The sequence below is a fragment of the Bacillus sp. DTU_2020_1000418_1_SI_GHA_SEK_038 genome (assembly GCF_032341175.1).
GTDB lineage: Bacteria > Bacillota > Bacilli > Bacillales > Cytobacillaceae > Cytobacillus.
The window spans coordinates 346,470-365,064 of record NZ_CP135435.1 but is presented as its reverse complement, the minus strand read 5'-3'; the positions used below and the strand labels follow the sequence as shown (position 1 = coordinate 365,064).

Here is an 18,595-nt window from a genome sequence, read left to right as displayed (position 1 = left end):
TTTCAATCATCCTTTTCAACTTTCTTCTATTATTAATCTGCTTTTGAAATCTCTCCGAAGCCAAGTCCAAACACATCTCGCACATCATGAATGGCAATAAACGCACTCGGGTCTGCCTCTTTTACGATTTTCTTCAGCTTCACAATCTCTTGGCTGCTTATGACGATATAGAGTATATCCTTTTGCGCTTTTGTGTAATAGCCGCTTCCAGAAAAAACAGTTACACCTCTATGCATCTCCTCATTCACCTGCTGCGCTATTTTGTCAGGCTCTGCTGAAATGATCGTTACAGCTTTTTTCGTGCTAATCCCCTCAATAACGAATTCCATTACCTTTGTTGCAATATAAAGCATCATAATCGTCAGCATCAGCTTTTCAGCGCCAATGATAAAATAGGAAGAAAACGCCACTATTAAATCAAAAAATAACAACCCATAGGCTAAATTCCAGCCAAGATATTTCTGGGTAATTCTTGCTAAGATTGTAGACCCAGCCGTTGTCCCGCCTACACGTATGATTATTCCAATCCCTGCACCAATAATAACAGCTCCAAAAATCGTGGAAACGACAATTTCGTTTGAATTAATCGTCCAGCCCTCTGTCAAATGCAAAAAAAGAGAATTAAAGACAACAGCAATAATGGTATAAATAGTGGTCATTTTACTCAAAAACTTATAACCAACAATTAACAAGATTGAATTTAGGACAAAGTTCACGAGACCCGGCGACCATTGCCAGAGGTAGTAGGCGATAATGGTAATCCCCGTTACCCCGCCCTCTCCCAGCTCATTCGGAATAATAAACACATTAACCCCTACTGCAAATAGGAAAGATCCTATTAAAATATATACAATATCTACAATCCTTTTTTTCATTTATGTACCATCCTTGTACCTGTAGAATCATCCTATTATACTTTGATACCAATGAATATTACAACCTATTATGAGGAAAAAAAATGCCTGACCCCTAATGCGTAAATTCCAACGCTTCGAAGTTCAGGCACCATTTAATGGGATAGCTTATTTTTTGCATGCATATAAGTAACGGCCAATGCCAGCACTAATACAGAACCTTTTACAATATCAAAAGCATAATATGGTAGATTTAAAATGGTCAGTCCGTTTAGCAAAATTCCAATAACGGCTGCCCCGAAAAATGTCCCGATTGCATTTGGTTTACCAGCACCAAGCACGGAATATCCAACAAACACGGCAGCAACAGCCTCCATTAAGAGTGGAGCTCCGGCATCAATTTGTCCAGACCCCACACGTGCTGTAAATAAAATCCCAGCGATTGATGCAAAAATGCCAGAGACGACATAGGACGCAAACTTTACCTTCTTGACGTTTACACCCGATAAAGTGGCAGCCTCCGCATTGCCCCCCGTCATATATAAAACTCGGCCCCATCTCGTATGATTTAACACTAGATATGCAAAGATCACTAATAAAAGCATGATCCACACAGGAACAGGAAGTCCGAGCATTTTCCCTTGTCCGATCCAGAGGAAGGCACTTGAAAATTCACCTATCGCCGTTCCTCCTGAGGTTAAGGGCATATGATTATAAATCGAATAGCCCTCTGTATACGTTCGGTGAAGCCCCGCAACAATATACATCGTGCTTAATGTAGCAAGCAAATCAGGAATCCCAATGACGACAATTAATAACGTATTGAACACCCCAACTAGGACACCTACAAGGATGGGTAAAATCAGCACAAGCCAAAGCGGCATATCATACCAGACCATTAATGAGGCTGTAACAACGGTTGACAATGACATCGTTGATCCAACTGACAAGTCAAAACCGTTAACGACTAAAGTGAATGTTACTCCTAAAGCCAGTACCGTAACGATGGAAATTGAGCGCAGAATGTCGGCAAAATTCCCATATGTGAAAAACGCATCGCTAATCAAACTAAAGTAGAGGATAATAAATATCATTAGGGCAATAGCACCATATTTAAATAGAAACTGAATGCTGTTCTCTTTCATGCTGCTCTTCCTTTCCGCCGCTTGCATACAGCAAAATTTTCTCTTGTGTGGCTTCGTTACGGGAAAACTCCTTCACGATTTTGCCATCGTACATGACAAGAATTCGATCTGATATTCCAAGGATTTCATGAATTTCACTAGAAAAATAAATAACCCCTTTTTGCTTTTCTGAAATTTGCCGGATGAGTTTAAAAATATCAACCTTTGCTCCAATATCGACACCCTTCGTTGGCTCATCGAACAAATAAATGCTTGAATCCAGCGAGGTCCACTTTCCTATCGCCACCTTCTGCTGATTCCCGCCGCTTAAATTTACAAGCGGAGTTTCGGTATTATTTGTCTTTATTTGGAGACTGGCGATGATTTGGTCGGCAAAGGCAGTTTCTGATGGCTTATGCATAAAAAAGCCCCGCGTAAATTTTCGCAGATTTGGAAAGGTGGAATTGATTCTTAGAGATTCATGAACAAATAGGCCTTCTTTCCGTCGTTCTTCTGGAACTAGGGCAATTCCCGCTTTAATGGCATCGGATGGATGGTGAATTTTTTCCTCTTTCTTGTTAAGTGAAATTTTCCCTTGCTTAGCCGGAGTCACCCCAAATAAAGTCTTCGCAAGCTCTGTCTTTCCAGCACCAACTAAACCAACAACTCCAACAATTTCTCCTTCAGAAACCGAGAAAGAAATATCGTGAAGCTTATGGCCATCGGTTAGCTCTGATACTTCTAGTAATGTTGAACCGATGTGCTTCTCTTGCTTTCCAAGTTCACTAGTAAAAGCTGAGCCAAGCATGTCCTCAACAACTTGGTCTTGTGTGGTTAAGGCTGTTTCTGATGTACTCACTGTCTTCCCTTCCCGCATCACTGTTACTCGATCACATATTTCAAATACTTCTGGAAGCCGGTGTGAAATAAATATACAGCCAACACTCTGACTTTTTAATTTTTTCATGACTGAAAACAGCCGCCCCGATTCTTGAAAGGATAGCGGGGCAGTTGGTTCATCGAAAATAATAATTTTTGCCGAGTGAACTAATGCCCGTGCAATTAGCACAATCTGTTTTTCAGCAAGCGTTAGCTCTAAGGCTTGCTTTTGTACGGAAATATGCTCGGACTGGAGCTGTTTTAATGCCTCTTTTGCTCTTTCATTGATCTTTTTCTTAGAAATGAAGAGAGCTTTTTGAGAGGCAAATGTATCAAGCATAATATTTTCAGCAACAGAAAGTTCAGGTACAAGGGCTGTATCGACCTCTTGGTAAACACAATATACTCCCTGTTCCTTCGCTGCTTTTGGTGATTTGAACCGAAGCTCTTTTCCATCAAGGAGAATTTCCCCGCCGTCATGCTCATATACGCCAGACAGAATTTTCATGAGCGTACTTTTCCCTGCCCCATTCGCACCAAGCAGTGCATGGATTTCTCCCTTTTTAAGCTGAAAAGAGGCATCATTCAGTGCCGATACTTTCCCAAATTGTTTTTGTATTTTTTCCATCGCAAGCAGCGTATCCGTCATGAAAATACCTCCTTTCTAAACTGGACATTCGTTGTTTCCACTTTTCTTGTGTTTTCTATAAAAAGTGGAAACTATTTTGCCTTTGTTTCCACTTTTATCGTTATTTCTAGAAAAACGGGAAACTAACGGGAAACTAACGAGACCTTAACGAAACCTTCTTTCCACTTTTCTCGTGTTTCCCTGGAAAAACGGGAAACTATTCAACAATTGGTCTCCCGTTCAATTTCTTTCGTTTCATTTTCTATATACCTTATTTAAGCTGTTCCTCTAATTCCTTTAATGCTTCATTGTAGCCTTGTTCACTTGCTCCCCAGCCTTCGATGTATTCGCTTAGCTCGTTTGTAGTAACTTGTTGATCAGGAAGCTTGTCTTTGTCTACAAATACTGGATTTAGGACAATTTTTTGCTCTGGATTTTCGCCATTAATTTTTTGGTATAAATAACGCACTTGGATGCGACCGATATCCTTAGGATCAACTGCTGCAGAAGCAACCCAAGGGCTATTTTCCTTTTGAATCATCTGTAGATCTTCATCACTCATATCGATGCTGTAAACCTTAATGTCCGTTCTTCCAGCTTGTTCAATGGCACGAACAGCACCTTTAGCAAACTCATCCCAAGCTGCCCAAACAGCTGTGATTTGTCCTTCCTTCGGATATTGCTTCAAGATTGCTTCCATTTGTGCCTGTGTATCTAATGCTGTATTAGCTGTCGCCGCTCCAAATGCAGCAATTTCTTTAATGCCAGGATTGTTTTTCAAAAATGCTTCATAAGCTACTTGTCTTCTTTCCATTGGTGCAAAGCCAGCTACCCAAATTTTTACGATATTAGCTTCACCATTTGCATCTTCGCCTAGTTTATTCAATGTCATTTCGGCCATTTTCTGATCGCCTTGCTCTAACACAGAGACTCCCTCAACCTCAATATCAGCATCAAATACAATGACCGGAATGCCCTTTTCTACAGCTTTTTCAACTCCGTTATTTAAAGCTTCTTTTGTTCCGTGATCGATTAATATCCCATCGAAGCCTTGGTTAATGGCTGCATCCAGGTTAGAGGCCATTTTTGCTAAGTCCCCTTCAGATGTAAAAACATTTACCGTTCCGCCGAATTTTTCTGCCTGCTCTTTAACACCTTCAATATATTGAGCTGAAAATGTCCCTAAGTTTTGCTGCATCACTAATGCAATTTTTTTATTAGCAAGCGGATGGTCTGATTTCTCTGCATTTTTTGGTGCATCCGATTCTTTTTGATCGGAAGCAGCCGTATTGCTTTTTGGCTGACATCCCACTAAAAATGCCGATACTAATAAAATAGCTAAAAGTAATATCGATAGTTGTTTTTTCATTATTTTTCTCCCTCTCTAACTAGCTCGCCTAAAAGGCTTTTGATATTTTCATTGAAGTTTGGATAGATAATCCCTTTTTCCGTAATGATGGCCGTAATATATTCCGCCGGAGTGACGTCAAATGCCGGGTTAAAAACATTTGTATTAAGTGGCGCTACTGGGATTCCGCCAATATGTGTAATTTCCTCCGCTTTTCGCTCTTCAATTGGAATCTCCATTCCACTCGAAATTGAAAGATCAAAGGTTGAGGCTGGAGCTGCTACATAAAATGGGATATTGAAATGTTTAGCTAAAATCGCCAAGCCCAGGGTACCAATTTTATTTGCCGTGTCCCCATTAGCAGCAATTCGGTCAGCCCCGACAATAATTGCTTCTATTCCCTTTGAGTAAATCGTATGGGCGGCCATGCTGTCCGTGATCAAAGTGACATCGACACCTGATTGCTGCAGCTCCCAAACGGTAAGCCTTGAGCCTTGGAATACTGGACGCGTTTCACATGCATACACATGAAACTGTTTTTCTCGTTCAATGCCAAGATGGAAAGGCGCAAGTGCTGTCCCGTATTTAGCCGTAGCAATGGACCCTGCATTGCATATTGTCATCACATTTGTAAATCCTTTTAGCAGTGACAGGGCATGCTCGCCAATTTGTCTGCACGTTTCTTCATCTTCTACATGGATCTTTATGGCTTCTTCAAGAATGACCGTTTTTGCTTCATTAACGCTTTTCGCTTCCTCCGCCACTGCTGCAATTCTTTCAAGCGCCCAGAATAAATTGACTGCTGTTGGCCTGGAACTTGCTAGATAACGAAAATCCTTTTGAAGATGTTCGTGGAATTCCTTTAATTGTATCGTTTCATATTGCTGCGCCGCGATCGCAAGTCCATATGCAGCAGTTATCCCAATTGCAGGCGCTCCACGGACTTTTAATGTGACAATAGCATTGAATATCTCCTCAATCGTATCAAGCTGAAGATACTCAATTTGATGAGGGAGCTTTTGCTGATCAAGAATAATCAGATGTCCATTTTTCCATTCAATTGATGTTGGAACCTTCATGCCTTTCTCTCTCCTAACAGTGAAATAGCTTCTCTTACTGAATTTAACACGTGGCGATTTAAGATTAATGTTTCGCCTAATGCAAGTGCCTGTCTCTTAGCTGCAATTCTTTTCTCATGATCCTCAATACCGTCTAAATCCTTCACATGAGCAAGACCAATCGTTCTTCTAATTAACTCACAGCCAGTAAACCCAAGCGTGTCAGAAAAGATTTTCTGTAAAATGTATTCTTTATAGCCTTCGACCTTTGTATAGACTTCGAGATTTGACTCTTCCCATAATTCAGTAAATACTGAGCAAAAAACGTCCCAGGTATTCTCGATATGCTCAAAAATAACAGATCGATTCGCTTCCTCTCTTGAAATTCCATGAAGAAATAGATTTCCGATAAATAATCCAACATCAAATCCAATCGGGCCATAAAAAGCAAATTCGGGATCAATTACTTTCGTTTCTGTGCTGCTTGCAAATATACTGCCTGTATGTAGATCCCCATGTAATAACGCTTCTGCTTCAGTTAAAAAACTTATCTTTAACTTAGCCGCTTCAAGCTTCAAAAGGCTATTATTCCAAATGGCCTCTACATCCTCACGCAATTCCGGTTCGAAATCATTGGTCTCATGGTCGAAGAATGGATCGGTAAAAATGAGATCTTCTGTAATCTTGCAAAGCTCTGGATTTGAAAATTCGACTGCTAAACGTTTTTTCTCAAATGGATGCAAAGCAAAATCCGATGTTGAAAATAGTGTTCTTGCTAAATATTCACCAATATCGCTTGATAGCTTTGGATAAGATTCCCCTTTAATAAGTCCCTCACGAGCAATCGTTAAGTGCGACAAATCTTCCATAACCGTAATGGCAAGGTCTTCATTTGCATGATAAACCTCCGGAACAAGCTGGGGAACAAACTCACCATGCTTTTTCAGCGCATTCGTTTCGATCGTTGCCCGCTTTAATGTGAGCGGCCAGCTTTCCCCCACTACCTTTGCATAAGGGAGAGCTTGCTTGATAATAACGCCTTTTTCATTTATTGAGTCAGTTATATGGAATACATAATTCAGATTGCCATCACCAATTTCGCGACAGTTCAATACTGAACCTTCAGAAAATAGATTTAGCTCTTTCGCAAGCTTCACCGCTGTCTCATCAGTCAACGGCTCATACTGTTTCTTTTCTAAAATTGTCATCTTTTCTCACCCTATCTATGAAAATAATAAAAAGCCTCTTTCTCATCACGAAAGAGGCTTACGAATACAAATTCTCTGCCTCTCATCTCTCAGAAAGTTTCCTTTCCGTTGGAATTAGCACCGTGCCTTGCGGGAAAATCCCGGCGCTAATAGCGCCCCGTTTCACAACGGTATTACGGTCGGTTGCTGGGCTTCATCGGGCCAAATCCCTCTGCCTGCTCATGATAAGAGTATTTAACATATTCACGTTAGTTTGCTTGAAATGAATGTTAGCACCTGTTTTTGAAAGTGTCAACACTTTTTTCTGAATTGTTTTTTCACTTTACAACACTCCTAATAGAAAAAATAATCACACAAACTGTATTGACAGAATTTTTAAGCGGTGCAATAATAAAAGGCAGTTACTTTTGAATCGTAAATTAATTGAATATATTTTTCTTATTAAGAGCAGGTGGAGGGACGAGCCCTATGAAACCCGGCAACCGATCAAATGATTTGACACGGTGCTAATTCTTGCAGCTTTCATGCTGAGAAATAAGAAGATGTTTGTCTATTGACCTCTTCTTATTTGAAGAGGTTTTATTTATTTTATAGAGAATTTTAATTTTACAAGGAGGATGAACCAACATGAGTGAAATCATCGCTACCTATCAGCTATTTGGCAAGCCAGGATCCTTTGAGAAAAAAGCGGAGGGGATCGCACTTGGCTTAACGATCGGTTCATGGACAGATTTGCCGCTGCTTGAGCAGGAGCAGTTGAAGAAACATAAAGGACGCGTCATCTCTGTCGAGGAATTCTCGGACACGCGCCACCCTGTTAAACAAAATGATATTTTAAGCAAAGTAAAAATTGCTTATCCAAGTGCGAATTTTTCAGCTGATCTACCAGCTATTTTAACAACGGTGTTCGGGAAGCTTTCCTTAGACGGTGAGGTCAAATTACTTGATTTAGAGTTTAGCTCGGAACTATTAAGCAGCTTTCCTGGCCCACGGTTCGGAATTGAAGGCATTCGGAAAACTTTAAATGTTTATGATCGACCACTGACTATGAGCATTTTCAAGGGAGTTATTGGAAGAGACATCGATTATTTGACCGCTCAATTGAGGGAACAGGCTCTTGGCGGAGTGGATCTTGTGAAGGATGATGAAATCCTTTTTGATAATCCGTTAACACCTTTCGAGCAACGTATTTTAAGAAGTAAAGATGTTTTGCGGCAGGTCTATGAGGAAACAGGTCATCGTACTCTTTATGCTGTAAACTTGACAGGCCGGACTTCTGAATTAAGGGTTAAAGCGAAAAGAGCCCGTGAGCTTGGTGCAGATGCCCTTTTATTTAATGTTCATACTTATGGTCTGGATGTTCTGCAGGAAATCGCGGAGGATCAGGAAGTTCAACTCCCGCTTATGGCACATCCAGCTTATAGCGGAGCCTTCACCTCTTCTGCTTTTTACGGGGTAGCAAGTCAGCTTGTACTTGGCAAGCTAACACGATATGCGGGTGCTGACTTTTCCTTATTCCCTTCTCCGTATGGCAGTGTTGCTCTTGAAAAGAGTGCAGCATTAGCAATCGGTGAGAACCTGACTGAAGAATCCGCAGTAAAACGGGCGTTTCCAGTACCATCTGCAGGAATTCATCCTGGGCTAGTGCCTCTGTTAATGGACGACTATGGAAAAGATTGCGTAATCAACGCTGGAGGCGGCGTTCACGGTCACCCTCACGGAGCAGCAGGCGGTGGAAAGGCCTTTAGACAGGCGGTTGACGCTGTTCTAGCAGGTAAAAATTTGGCCAACGCTGCAGAAGAACACCAAGAATTGAAAATAGCCCTAGAGTTATGGGGAGGTTCAAAATGAAGAATCCAGTGATTTTCTGCGACTTTGATGGGACTATTACGAATAAAGATAATATCATCAACATTATGAAAGAATTCGCTCCGCCGGAATGGGACGCCATCAAGGATGATATATTAAGTCAAAAGGTTTCCATTCAGGAAGGGGTCGGCAAGCTGTTCTCGCTTCTTCCCTCTTCTAAAAAAGATGAAATTATCTCATTTGTACTGAAGGATGCAGTGATACGAGAAGGCTTTGCTGAATTCGTTCAGTTTACTAGAGAGGCAAATATTCCGCTTTATATCGTGAGCGGTGGAATTGACTTTTTCGTGTATCCTGTTCTTGAACCCTTCGGACCATTTGAAAAAATTTATTGCAATAAAGCTGATTTTTCAAGTGAGAACATTCAAATTGTCTTTCCTTATGAGTGTGATGATAACTGTTCAAGCAAGGGCTGTGGCTGCTGTAAGCCCTCCATTATTCGTCAGTTAGCTTCGGAGGAAAACACTAGAATCGTTATTGGGGATTCAATTACAGATCTTCAAGCTGCTAAGCTTGCAGATATTGTGATTGCCAGAGATTTCCTCATTGAAAAGTGCAAGGAATTGAATATTCCTTACGAGCCTTTCGAACGTTTCCAAGACTGTATCCATATCATTGAATCTAGATTGGATGTGAAAGTATGAGTACACTCGTATCCAAATGGAATGAATTAGCTGATATTAAGGATGAATTGGCTTCAAGGGACTGGTTTATGGGAACGAGCGGTAATCTGGCCATCAAGGTTCACACTGAACCATTGCAGTTTCTCGTAACAGCAAGCGGAAAAGATAAGAGAAAAAGAACGTTAGAAGATTTTCTGCTAGTCGACCGAGATGGCAAAGCTGTTGAGGAAACTCATCTTAAACCATCTGCTGAAACCTTGCTGCACTGCGCTGTTTTTCAAAAAACTACAGCGGGCTGCAGTCTTCATGTTCATACAGTTGCAAACAATGTCATCTCAGAGCTGTACGGTGAAAAAGGAAAAGTAACCTTTCAATATCAAGAATTAATTAAGGCCTTTGATCTTTGGGAAGAGGATGCTGAGCTAACCATCCCAATTATTCATAATCATGCGCATATCCCTAATTTAGCCGATGAGTTCCAAGAGCATATTCATGCTGATAAAGGAGCCGTCCTTATTAGAAACCATGGCATTACCGTCTGGGGAAAAGATGGCTTTGAAGCTAAGAAACTATTAGAAGCATGCGAATTTTTATTTCAATATCAACTAGCATTGATTAATGCTAAATCAACTATTAAATAGGAGAGGGAGATTCTAATGGCAACAATCACAATTCAAGGCACAGATGAAGTAATTGTAGAGCAAAGCGAGGTTGCAGCATTTTTAGAGGGGCAAGAAGTTATTTATGAGCAATGGGATATTGAAAAACTTCCAGATAACCTTCGTGAAAAATTCAATTTAAGTGCTGAAGAAAAAGCTGAGATTTTAAGTGCTTTTCAAGCTGAAATTGATGATATTTCAGCACGCCGCGGCTACAAAACAGCTGACGTTATTTCTTTATCCGATACAACGCCTAATCTTGACGAGCTATTAAAAAACTTCCAAAAAGAACATCATCACACAGATGACGAAGTTCGCTTTATCGCAAGCGGACACGGGGTATTCGTAATCCAAGGGAAAGATAAGCGCTTTTTTGAAGTGCATTTAAACCCTGGCGATTTAATCTCTGTTCCAGAATATATTCGCCATTATTTCACACTCGCAGACGACCGAAAAGTAGTTGCTGTCCGTATTTTCGTAACAGAAGAAGGCTGGGTACCGGTTTACTAAAGGAAAAGAATTCAACACTATTGTAATTAAATATGGTTAATCGCTTTAGGGGCTGTCCAGAAAGTTATATTTTCAACTTTTGGATACCCCTTTACATTGTTTAAAACCTTGATATCAACTTCTTAATTATTGCATTTTAAGAGATCTGCACTTTTGCGGACGTTCGAGTCTGTTATTAATCACCGAACAACCTTCCAATTATGGTCACAGGAGGCATAAATCGTTTTTCTTTTCAACATAAAGTTAGCGATTAACTCTGTCATATCTGTTTGAATTTCTTTAATGACGGGCTTATCTTTGAACATATTGTAGTTGCCACCCCCGCCGGCTCGATAGTTGTTCATGACGACATCATATTCAACTTTCATCTGGACAGGATCTCCCTTAATACTTAATTTAACGACCCGCTCCCCAATAGGGTTTCTTATATCAAACTCATACTCAATTCCTTCCCACATATCGTAGTTATAGTGTTGGGGCTTCGGTTCAGCAAAGGCAGGATTAACCTGAATCTCACCGTCTTTATCGAGCATAAAATAAGATGCACATATCTCCAAAGCATCCTTCATATCCTGCCCAGTGATTCGAATGACCTTCAACGTGTTCGGATAAATATAATTAGAAACGATGTCCCTCATTGTCACCTGTTCCTGAAAACCACGAGAGCGATTATCAAATAAAGCAGTAGAGGAAATCCTTGCGCCTGATGCATCCATTTGCACATGATTAAAAAATTCAATAAGCGGATGATCTCCTAATCTTACTTCTAATGCATCGGAAATCGTCATATCCCCTATTATTTTGGCAATTGGCTGATCAAGCCAAATTTGAGTGTCCTTCTCATACTTTTCAGTCATTTTCAATATGTGAGGATCAGCTTGAACAGAATGGTCAACCTCTATAAGCTGTGAGGAGCAGCTTTTTAAAGCCCATTTACCTTCAAATTTTTCAAAAACTGCTTTCACTTTACCTAAAGCCTGACCGTTGTAGCCGGGTTGAACGACTGTCACTCCGTTCAAAGTATCCGCAATCATTCGATGCTGGTGACCCGTCAGCAAAATATCGATACCTTCAATTTCATGGCATATAGCATAGGCCTGATTTTCGCCAGTCACGGCTTCTCCCCGCTCCCCGGTCGAGAGATCCCGTTCAAATCCTCCATGATAGGAAACGACAAGCAAATCGTAATCTTCATTCTTTTGAATATAGTCGATCCATCTTTTGGCACAAGCTAACGCATCTTCAAACTGGAGTCCCACAATATGATTTGGGTTTTCCCAATTTGGAATAAAATGTGTAGTAATGCCTAAGACCGCAACGCGCAGCCCATTTTCAAATTCCTTAACAAGATATGGAGGACCAAATGCACTTTCCTTCGTTTCTCCTATTATTATATTGGCTGATAACCATGGGAATTGAGATTCGTTCACAGCTGCCTGTATTAGTTCGGATCCGTAATTAAACTCATGATTTCCAATGACTGCACAATCATAATTCAAATCATTTAGTAGGTTTACAAGCGGATTTTTCTTTTCTGGAAGGAACTTTGCATAATAATATGTTAGAGGAGTCCCTTGAATCACATCGCCATTGTCTATTAGAAGCGAGTATTGATTTTTTTCTCTCTCACTTTTAATAATTGTGGCAATCTTCGCTAGCCCTGCATTCACTTCTTCATTATCCCTATAATTGATCGGAAACACATTCCCGTGCAGATCGCTTGTTTCCATAATAATAAGCTCACAGCGTTCATTTTCCATTGTTTTCACTTCACGTCCCTTCTTATTACTTTCCAATTATAAAGGCAGTTCTTTCATGTAAAGTTATTTTATAACAAACTATACTAAAAATTTACATTAATTAACATCCATTTTACAGAACTATCCATCTTGTTTGCTATAATTCAAATCGTAAAATATTTTTTCCCACTTGGAGGTAACTGAAATGTTTAAGAAATTGGCAACGATTGGCCTGTCTCTTGCTCTAACAACAGGCATCTTGAGTGCATGCGGCTCGAACAAAACATCAGGCGGAGATTACACCCCTGAGAGCTTAACTGTTCAATTTGTACCATCGCAAAACGCAGACACATTAGAAGCAAAGGCTAAACCATTAGAAGGTTTACTGAAGGACAAACTAGGAATTCCTGTAACTGTCAGCGTATCAACTAACTACAACACGATTGTTGAAGCAATGGCATCGAAAAAAGTGGACGTTGGCTTTTTGCCCCCAACGGCATATGTACAAGCCCATGAAAAAGAGGCCGCAAATGTTATTCTGCAAGCTCAACGCTTCGGTGTAAACGATGAAACAGGGGCACCCAATGATAAGTTAGTCGATTTCTACAAATCTATGTTTATAGTGAAAGCAAATTCAGATATTAAAAGTGTGAAAGATTTAAAAGGTAAGAAAATTGCTTTCCAAGACGTTACATCCTCAGCAGGTTATGTTTGGCCTGCAGCTGCCTTAATGGATGAAAAGATTGATCCGCTTACGGATGTTGAAGGGATTACAGTAAAAGGACATGACCAAGCAGTGATTGCGTTACTAAACGGTGATGTTGATGCAGCAGTTATATTCCAAGATGCACGAAATATTGTTAAAGGCGATTATCCAAATGTATTCGAGGAGACAAAAGTTCTTCATTTCACTGAACCAATTCCAAACGATACGATTTCAATCCGCTCCGATATGAGTGAGGAATGGGCGAAGAAAATTCAGGATGCCTTTATAGCAATTGGCGAGGATGAAGAAGGTCATGCCATCATTAAAGATATTTACTCCCATGAGGGCTATACTCCATCTGAAGATAAAGTGTTTGATATTGTTCGCGATTATGCAGAAAGAGTAAAAACCGAATAATTTAGCAAGCCAAAAATGCCAGCCAGTGAAGGGTAATGAACTGGTTTGGCATTTTTTATTAATAACCAAAGGTGGAATATGAGTGATTGAATTTAAGAATGTCTCCAAGACATACCAAAATGGTGTAAAAGGATTAAACAATATTGATTTAAAGATTCATGATGGTGAGTTTGTCGTCATCGTTGGCTTGTCGGGTGCAGGAAAATCAACCCTATTGCGTTCAATCAATCGTTTGATTGATATATCTGAAGGTGAAATTTTTATCAATGGCAAATCGATTACGACGGCAACGGGATCAGATTTACGACGAATCCGCCGTGACATAGGTATGATTTTTCAAAGCTTTAACTTAGTAAAGCGTTCTTCTGTCTTAAGAAATGTACTATCAGGCCGGGTTGGCTATCATTCTACTTTGCGTACCATTTTAGGACTTTTTCCAAAAGCAGATGTGAATCTAGCATTCGATGCTTTAGAAAGGGTAAATATTCTTGAAAAAGCTTACTCCCGTGCAACGGAACTTTCCGGTGGACAGCAGCAGCGCGTTTCGATTGCCCGTGCATTAGCACAGGAAGCAAAAATCATACTAGCAGACGAGCCTGTTGCCTCTCTCGATCCATTAACAACCAAACAAGTTATGGATGACCTAAAAAGAATTAATCAGGAGTTAGGGATTACCACTATTGTGAATCTCCACTTTATTGATCTTGCTCGGGAATATGCAACAAGAATTATTGGATTACGAGCAGGTGAGGTTGTGTTTGACGGGCCTGTTGAGAAAGCAACCGATGAGGCATTCGCGGAAATTTATGGCCGCCCAATTATGAAGGATGAACTATTAGAGGTAGAAGTATGCTGAGTCAGCCGCAAAAGAAGGTTCTACCTGAACCTCCTCGTAAACTAAAAACCTATTTTACCGTTTTTATTATTATTTTGCTGCTTAGCGGCAGTGCGATACAGACAAATTCAACGATAACTGAGCTTATCATCGGTGCTCCTAATATGATGGAGCTGCTGGCACAGATGCTACCTCCAAATTGGTCGTACTTCGGAAAAATTGTCCATCCGATGCTTGAAACGATTCGAATGGCTTTAATCGGGACTACCTTTGGCGCTATTATTGCGATTCCGATTGCGCTATTTTCTGCGAGCAACATTATTCGAAATACGTGGTTTTACTATCCTGTGCGTTTTGTATTGAACTTAATTCGTACGATTCCTGACTTGTTATTAGCAGCTATTTTCGTATCCATTTTCGGATTAGGGCCACTGCCTGGCATTCTAGCATTAACGATTTTCTCGATAGGCTTAGTGGCAAAATTAACATATGAAGCGATTGAAGCCATTGATCCGGGGCCTCTCGAAGCCATGACTTCCGTGGGCGCAAACAAAGTTCAATGGATCTTTTTTGGTGTCCTTCCACAAGTACTTCCCTATTATATCTCCTATGTACTTTATACATTTGAAGTAAATGTTCGGGCGGCTGCTGTTTTAGGGCTTGTCGGTGCCGGAGGAATTGGACTCTATTATGACCGAACACTTGGATTCTTTGAGTATGATAAAACAAGCTCCATTATTATTTTCACATTGGTCGTTGTCTTATTGATCGACTACATCAGTACTAAATTACGGGAGAAATTAATATGAGCCAACCATCAAGAAATATCGTGAAGCCACCGAAAAAGAATATTCGTCTATGGATCATCTATCTCGCTTTAGCTCTTATTTATATTTGGGCTTTTTCTGGGATGCCGTTAACAGGGGTTAAAGAAACAGCTGCTCAAGTATCGAAAGCGATTTTTTCAGGAATATTTAACCCTGATTGGGACTATGTGTATTTACCTAAGGGAGAGGATTTATTACGAGGGCTGCTAGATACACTTGCCATTGCGATTTTAGGAACATTTATTTCAGCTTTCCTCTGCCTTCCATTTGCTTTTTGGGCGGCTGCAAATATGAGCGAGGGTAGAAGTTTTTCCCATACAGGAAAATTCATTCTCAGCTTTGTTCGGACATTTCCGGAAATCGTTATGGCAATTATGTTCATTAAAGCGGTTGGCCCAGGATCCTTCGCTGGTGTGCTGGCATTAGGTTTGCACTCTATCGGGATGCTAGGAAAGCTTTTCTCGGAAGAGATCGAGAATATTGATCCAGGCCCTGCAGAAGCTTTGACAGCTACCGGAGCAAACCGCCTGCAAATTCTCTGGTTCGCCGTCCTCCCGCAAGTGATGCCCGGATTCTTGTCCTATACTTTATACCGGTTTGAAATTAACGTGAGATCTGCTGCCATTCTTGGAATTATTGGAGCAGGTGGAATTGGAACTCCGTTGATTTTTGCGCTTAGCTCACGTGACTGGGACCGCGTGGGGATCATCTTATTAGGTATCATTGTCATGGTCACATGCATTGATCTTTTATCAGGCTATATTCGGAAGAAAATTGTTTAAGCTACCTTCTTCTGAGGGTAGCCATTTTTATTATGATCAAAGCAATCAACGCACCAAAGGAATCAATTCCAACATCCACAATGGAGCCTGTCCGGTCTGGGAGAAAAGCCTGATGAATTTCATCGGATGCTGCATAGATTGTTGTGTATAGCCATGCTTTTATAAATCGATGCTTTTCAAAGCTATTGTAAAACAATATAGCAAGCACCCCAAATGCTGATAAATGTACAAGCTTTCTAAATAGAAGATTAGCCATTCTTGCCTGCTCCTCAGATAGATGGAAAATTTCTGCTATTATCATTAGTGTATTTCCACCAGTCGAAGCAGGAGAAGCCGTCGTTATAAAAATAGCTATACAATACACAATAGCTACTGTAAGCCACACATGTTTTTTCTTCATCATGAGTTCCTTTTAGATAGTTTTTCTATTATTATAGTCATTTTTCGATTCGGTTTTCTATAGAATGCTGATTTTTTATAGTTTGTCAGCGAAATTTGATGGTTTGTCAGCCAACTTCAGTAATTTATCAGCGAGATTTGAATGTTTGTTAGCCAAATCAAGGAGTTTGTCAGCCAATCCCTATTTCCCCGAAAAATAAGGTCCGCACAACCCTTTTTCATGAGTACTCACATAAGTCCATGCAAATTCCTTATCTACCACATAGACATCCTGTTCATTTACAAAGTCAGCGGCAGTCATTCTAGACACGTTCTCAAGTATTAACGCATCTTCAGAATGCTGATAAAAAACATAGCACGCCTTCTTTTGTATTTGATTAAATGCTTCATTCGCCTGTTCCTCTTTCAAGCATTCCTTTGTTTCATAGCTGAATACATGCCACAAAAAGCCACTGCTTTTACTTCTGTCATGTAAATGAATAGATTTCTTCTCTTCCTCACTAAGATGACTCGCAAAGTGATCTTCCCATTGCTTCCGTAAATACGTTCCCCATTTTGGAATCTTCGTTACTTTAACTCTTTTCTTTTGAAGGGTATCAATGAGTTTATTCATCTTCACTTCTCCTTTGAAACACATTTATTTATATTTTATGTTATTTTTTGGAATTAAGATAGTGTGGTTCTATCTAAGTCTAATGGGGCATTAGCAAAATCTCCTAAAAGTTGCATGATACATGGGGAAAAAGAATTAACACAGGCTTCCATCGGAGAATCCGAAAAACGGGTAGCTCAACACTCAAAAATGAGGCAACCCAATAATAGGTGCCTCATTTTTATCTCTTATTTACTTACTAACTGCCACAGTATAGACATTTTGGCTTGACTCGATTATATAATCAGGCTTTGGTTTTCCAGCATTCGCTTTATGTCCGGCAATATGCTCTGGGCTCTTCTCCCAGTTCTTCCAATCCTCTTCAGTTTCCCATCTGACAAGTACTAATACTTCCTCGTCACCACGGCGGACATTTTTGACTAGAACTTGAAGATCAACAAATCCCGGCTGCTTCTCAATGAGTCCCTCACCGTTGAAGCGCTCCACCACTGTAGCAGAAAAGCCTTCCTTCACAACCATTCTTTTAATCTGGTAAAACATTATTCTACACCTACTTTTGCATCTTCAATCATTAGTTTCATAGACTGTAGTCCACCACCAGATAGGTACCATGGACCGCCATTTAGGTAGAATATTTTACCATTATTAAATGCATTTGTTTTTTGCACAAGCTCGTTTTCAATAGCATCCTTTACACTTGCATTGCTGTCAAATGCTGCATCACGGTCGATTACGAACATAATGTCTGGATTTGTTTCAGAAATGTATTCAAACGAAATGCTTTGTCCATGAGTTGATTGTTCAATCTTTTCATCAGCAGGCTCATAGCCAAATACATCATGAAGGATGCCGAAGCGGGAGCTTGGTCCGTAAGCACTTACTTTACCTTCATTGCCCATAATAATTAATGTTCTTGCATCAGAGCTTTCCGTTTTTTCTTTTATTGCAGCAATCGCCTTATTTACTTCTTCCAATTCTGTTTTCATTTGTTCTTCTTTGCCAAATACTTGTGCAATCACTTCCATATTATGTGTGAAGGATTCCATATAATTTGTGTAATCGACTCCTACATAAATTGTTGGTGCAATTTTTTTGAACTCTTCATACATATCAGATTGGCGAGCGGAGATGAAGATCACATCTGGTTTTAATGCATGAATCGCCTCGAAGTCCGGCTCTTTCAAGCTTCCTACATTCGTGTAGTCAGATCCAGCATATTTTTCTAAATATGGCGGAATGGTTGCCTGTGGCAATCCAGTAACTGGAACACCTAGCTCATTTAACGTATCCAAAATACCAAAGTCAAAAACAACAACTTTTTCTGGCGTTTTGTCTAAAACAACCTCTTGCTCATCAAGTTCATGCTTAATTTTTATTTCCACAGTTTCTTCAACTGGCTTGTCGCTTCCAGTATTAGAGTTTTCTTCTTCCTTTGTTGCTTCCTTCGATCCACATGCGGCAAGTACAAGGAAAACTGTTAATATTAAGGTAAATAATGACCATTTTTTCATATCTGA

19 protein-coding genes and 2 riboswitches are annotated in these 18,595 nt (G+C 40.1%); of the genes, 8 read left to right on the top strand and 11 right to left on the bottom strand.

Translation table 11 applies throughout. The annotated features are described in order from the left end of the window. Nucleotides 1-32 precede the first annotated feature (32 nt). From RRV45_RS01995 to mtnK, 6 genes are all read right to left on the bottom strand, one after another. Complete coding sequence (locus tag RRV45_RS01995; RefSeq protein WP_315667078.1) at nucleotides 33-875, bottom strand: YitT family protein; 843 nt, start codon at nucleotides 873-875, stop codon at nucleotides 33-35. 134 nt (nucleotides 876-1,009) lie between these two features. Continuing rightward, nucleotides 1,010-1,999 (bottom strand): ABC transporter permease, encoded by a 990-nt coding sequence (locus RRV45_RS01990; protein ID WP_315667077.1) that lies wholly within the window; start codon nucleotides 1,997-1,999, stop codon nucleotides 1,010-1,012. Then, nucleotides 1,968-3,506, bottom strand: coding sequence for a sugar ABC transporter ATP-binding protein (locus RRV45_RS01985; protein WP_315667076.1), 1,539 nt, complete (start codon nucleotides 3,504-3,506; stop codon nucleotides 1,968-1,970). The genes RRV45_RS01990 and RRV45_RS01985 overlap by 32 nt, the downstream gene beginning before the upstream one ends. Before the next feature lie 250 nt (nucleotides 3,507-3,756). Further along, a complete protein-coding gene (locus RRV45_RS01980) occupies nucleotides 3,757-4,854 on the bottom strand; it encodes a sugar ABC transporter substrate-binding protein (RefSeq protein ID WP_315667075.1) in 1,098 nt (365 codons plus the stop codon). Continuing rightward, nucleotides 4,854-5,912 (bottom strand): S-methyl-5-thioribose-1-phosphate isomerase, encoded by a 1,059-nt coding sequence (gene mtnA, locus RRV45_RS01975; protein ID WP_315667074.1) that lies wholly within the window; start codon nucleotides 5,910-5,912, stop codon nucleotides 4,854-4,856. The genes RRV45_RS01980 and mtnA overlap by 1 nt, the downstream gene beginning before the upstream one ends. Beyond that, on the bottom strand, nucleotides 5,909-7,099 hold the full coding sequence (gene mtnK, locus RRV45_RS01970; RefSeq protein ID WP_315667073.1) for an S-methyl-5-thioribose kinase: 1,191 nt from the start codon (nucleotides 7,097-7,099) through the stop codon (nucleotides 5,909-5,911). Before mtnK ends, mtnA begins: the two co-directional genes overlap by 4 nt. Nucleotides 7,100-7,178: 79 nt before the next feature. Beyond that, nucleotides 7,179-7,330: riboswitch (SAM riboswitch) on the bottom strand. A gap of 204 nt (nucleotides 7,331-7,534) precedes the next feature. Next, nucleotides 7,535-7,640, top strand: a riboswitch (SAM riboswitch). 86 nt (nucleotides 7,641-7,726) lie between these two features. Between mtnK and mtnW the strand changes: the two genes are divergently transcribed. Genes mtnW through RRV45_RS01950 form a run of 4 tightly spaced genes read left to right on the top strand, consistent with a single transcriptional unit; the run spans nucleotide 7,727 to nucleotide 10,760 of the window. Then, entirely contained in the window at nucleotides 7,727-8,950 is a 1,224-nt protein-coding gene (gene mtnW, locus RRV45_RS01965; RefSeq protein ID WP_315667072.1) for a 2,3-diketo-5-methylthiopentyl-1-phosphate enolase, read from the top strand. Beyond that, on the top strand, nucleotides 8,947-9,612 hold the full coding sequence (locus tag RRV45_RS01960) for a 2-hydroxy-3-keto-5-methylthiopentenyl-1-phosphate phosphatase (protein ID WP_315667071.1): 666 nt from the start codon (nucleotides 8,947-8,949) through the stop codon (nucleotides 9,610-9,612). The genes mtnW and RRV45_RS01960 overlap by 4 nt, the downstream gene beginning before the upstream one ends. After that, complete coding sequence (locus RRV45_RS01955) at nucleotides 9,609-10,232, top strand: methylthioribulose 1-phosphate dehydratase (protein ID WP_315667070.1); 624 nt, start codon at nucleotides 9,609-9,611, stop codon at nucleotides 10,230-10,232. The genes RRV45_RS01960 and RRV45_RS01955 overlap by 4 nt, the downstream gene beginning before the upstream one ends. 15 nt (nucleotides 10,233-10,247) lie before the next feature. Continuing rightward, nucleotides 10,248-10,760, top strand: coding sequence for a 1,2-dihydroxy-3-keto-5-methylthiopentene dioxygenase (locus RRV45_RS01950; protein ID WP_315667069.1), 513 nt, complete (start codon nucleotides 10,248-10,250; stop codon nucleotides 10,758-10,760). 179 nt (nucleotides 10,761-10,939) lie between these two features. Here RRV45_RS01950 and RRV45_RS01945 read toward each other — a convergent pair whose 3' ends face one another. After that, the gene (locus RRV45_RS01945) at nucleotides 10,940-12,520 is read right to left on the bottom strand and encodes a bifunctional metallophosphatase/5'-nucleotidase (protein ID WP_315668907.1); all 1,581 of its coding nucleotides are present in this window, start codon (nucleotides 12,518-12,520) and stop codon (nucleotides 10,940-10,942) included. A gap of 184 nt (nucleotides 12,521-12,704) precedes the next feature. Here RRV45_RS01945 and RRV45_RS01940 point away from each other — a divergent pair, with 184 nt between their 5' ends. From RRV45_RS01940 to phnE (RRV45_RS01925), 4 genes are all read left to right on the top strand, one after another. After that, nucleotides 12,705-13,622: a phosphate/phosphite/phosphonate ABC transporter substrate-binding protein gene (locus RRV45_RS01940; RefSeq protein ID WP_315667068.1), complete on the top strand. Its 918-nt coding sequence runs from the start codon at nucleotides 12,705-12,707 to the stop codon at nucleotides 13,620-13,622. A gap of 82 nt (nucleotides 13,623-13,704) precedes the next feature. Beyond that, entirely contained in the window at nucleotides 13,705-14,478 is a 774-nt protein-coding gene (phnC, locus tag RRV45_RS01935) for a phosphonate ABC transporter ATP-binding protein (RefSeq protein WP_315667067.1), read from the top strand. Continuing rightward, complete coding sequence (gene phnE, locus RRV45_RS01930) at nucleotides 14,472-15,266, top strand: phosphonate ABC transporter, permease protein PhnE (protein ID WP_315667066.1); 795 nt, start codon at nucleotides 14,472-14,474, stop codon at nucleotides 15,264-15,266. Before phnC ends, phnE (RRV45_RS01930) begins: the two co-directional genes overlap by 7 nt. Then, nucleotides 15,263-16,066 carry a phosphonate ABC transporter, permease protein PhnE gene (phnE, locus tag RRV45_RS01925; protein ID WP_315667065.1) on the top strand — a complete coding sequence of 268 codons (804 nt, stop codon included), beginning with the start codon at nucleotides 15,263-15,265 and terminating at the stop codon, nucleotides 16,064-16,066. Before phnE (RRV45_RS01930) ends, phnE (RRV45_RS01925) begins: the two co-directional genes overlap by 4 nt. Nucleotide 16,067: 1 nt before the next feature. Here phnE (RRV45_RS01925) and RRV45_RS01920 read toward each other — a convergent pair whose 3' ends face one another. The 4 genes from RRV45_RS01920 to RRV45_RS01905 all read right to left on the bottom strand — a co-directional run bounded on the left by RRV45_RS01920 (nucleotide 16,068) and on the right by RRV45_RS01905 (nucleotide 18,589). After that, on the bottom strand, nucleotides 16,068-16,466 hold the full coding sequence (locus RRV45_RS01920; protein ID WP_315668906.1) for a VanZ family protein: 399 nt from the start codon (nucleotides 16,464-16,466) through the stop codon (nucleotides 16,068-16,070). 180 nt (nucleotides 16,467-16,646) lie between these two features. Next, nucleotides 16,647-17,078: a DUF4275 family protein gene (locus RRV45_RS01915; protein WP_315667064.1), complete on the bottom strand. Its 432-nt coding sequence runs from the start codon at nucleotides 17,076-17,078 to the stop codon at nucleotides 16,647-16,649. A 231-nt stretch (nucleotides 17,079-17,309) separates the two neighbouring features. Further along, complete coding sequence (locus tag RRV45_RS01910) at nucleotides 17,310-17,618, bottom strand: antibiotic biosynthesis monooxygenase family protein (RefSeq protein WP_315667063.1); 309 nt, start codon at nucleotides 17,616-17,618, stop codon at nucleotides 17,310-17,312. Further along, a complete protein-coding gene (locus RRV45_RS01905) occupies nucleotides 17,618-18,589 on the bottom strand; it encodes a siderophore ABC transporter substrate-binding protein (protein WP_315667062.1) in 972 nt (323 codons plus the stop codon). The genes RRV45_RS01910 and RRV45_RS01905 overlap by 1 nt, the downstream gene beginning before the upstream one ends. Nucleotides 18,590-18,595: the final 6 nt, after the last annotated feature.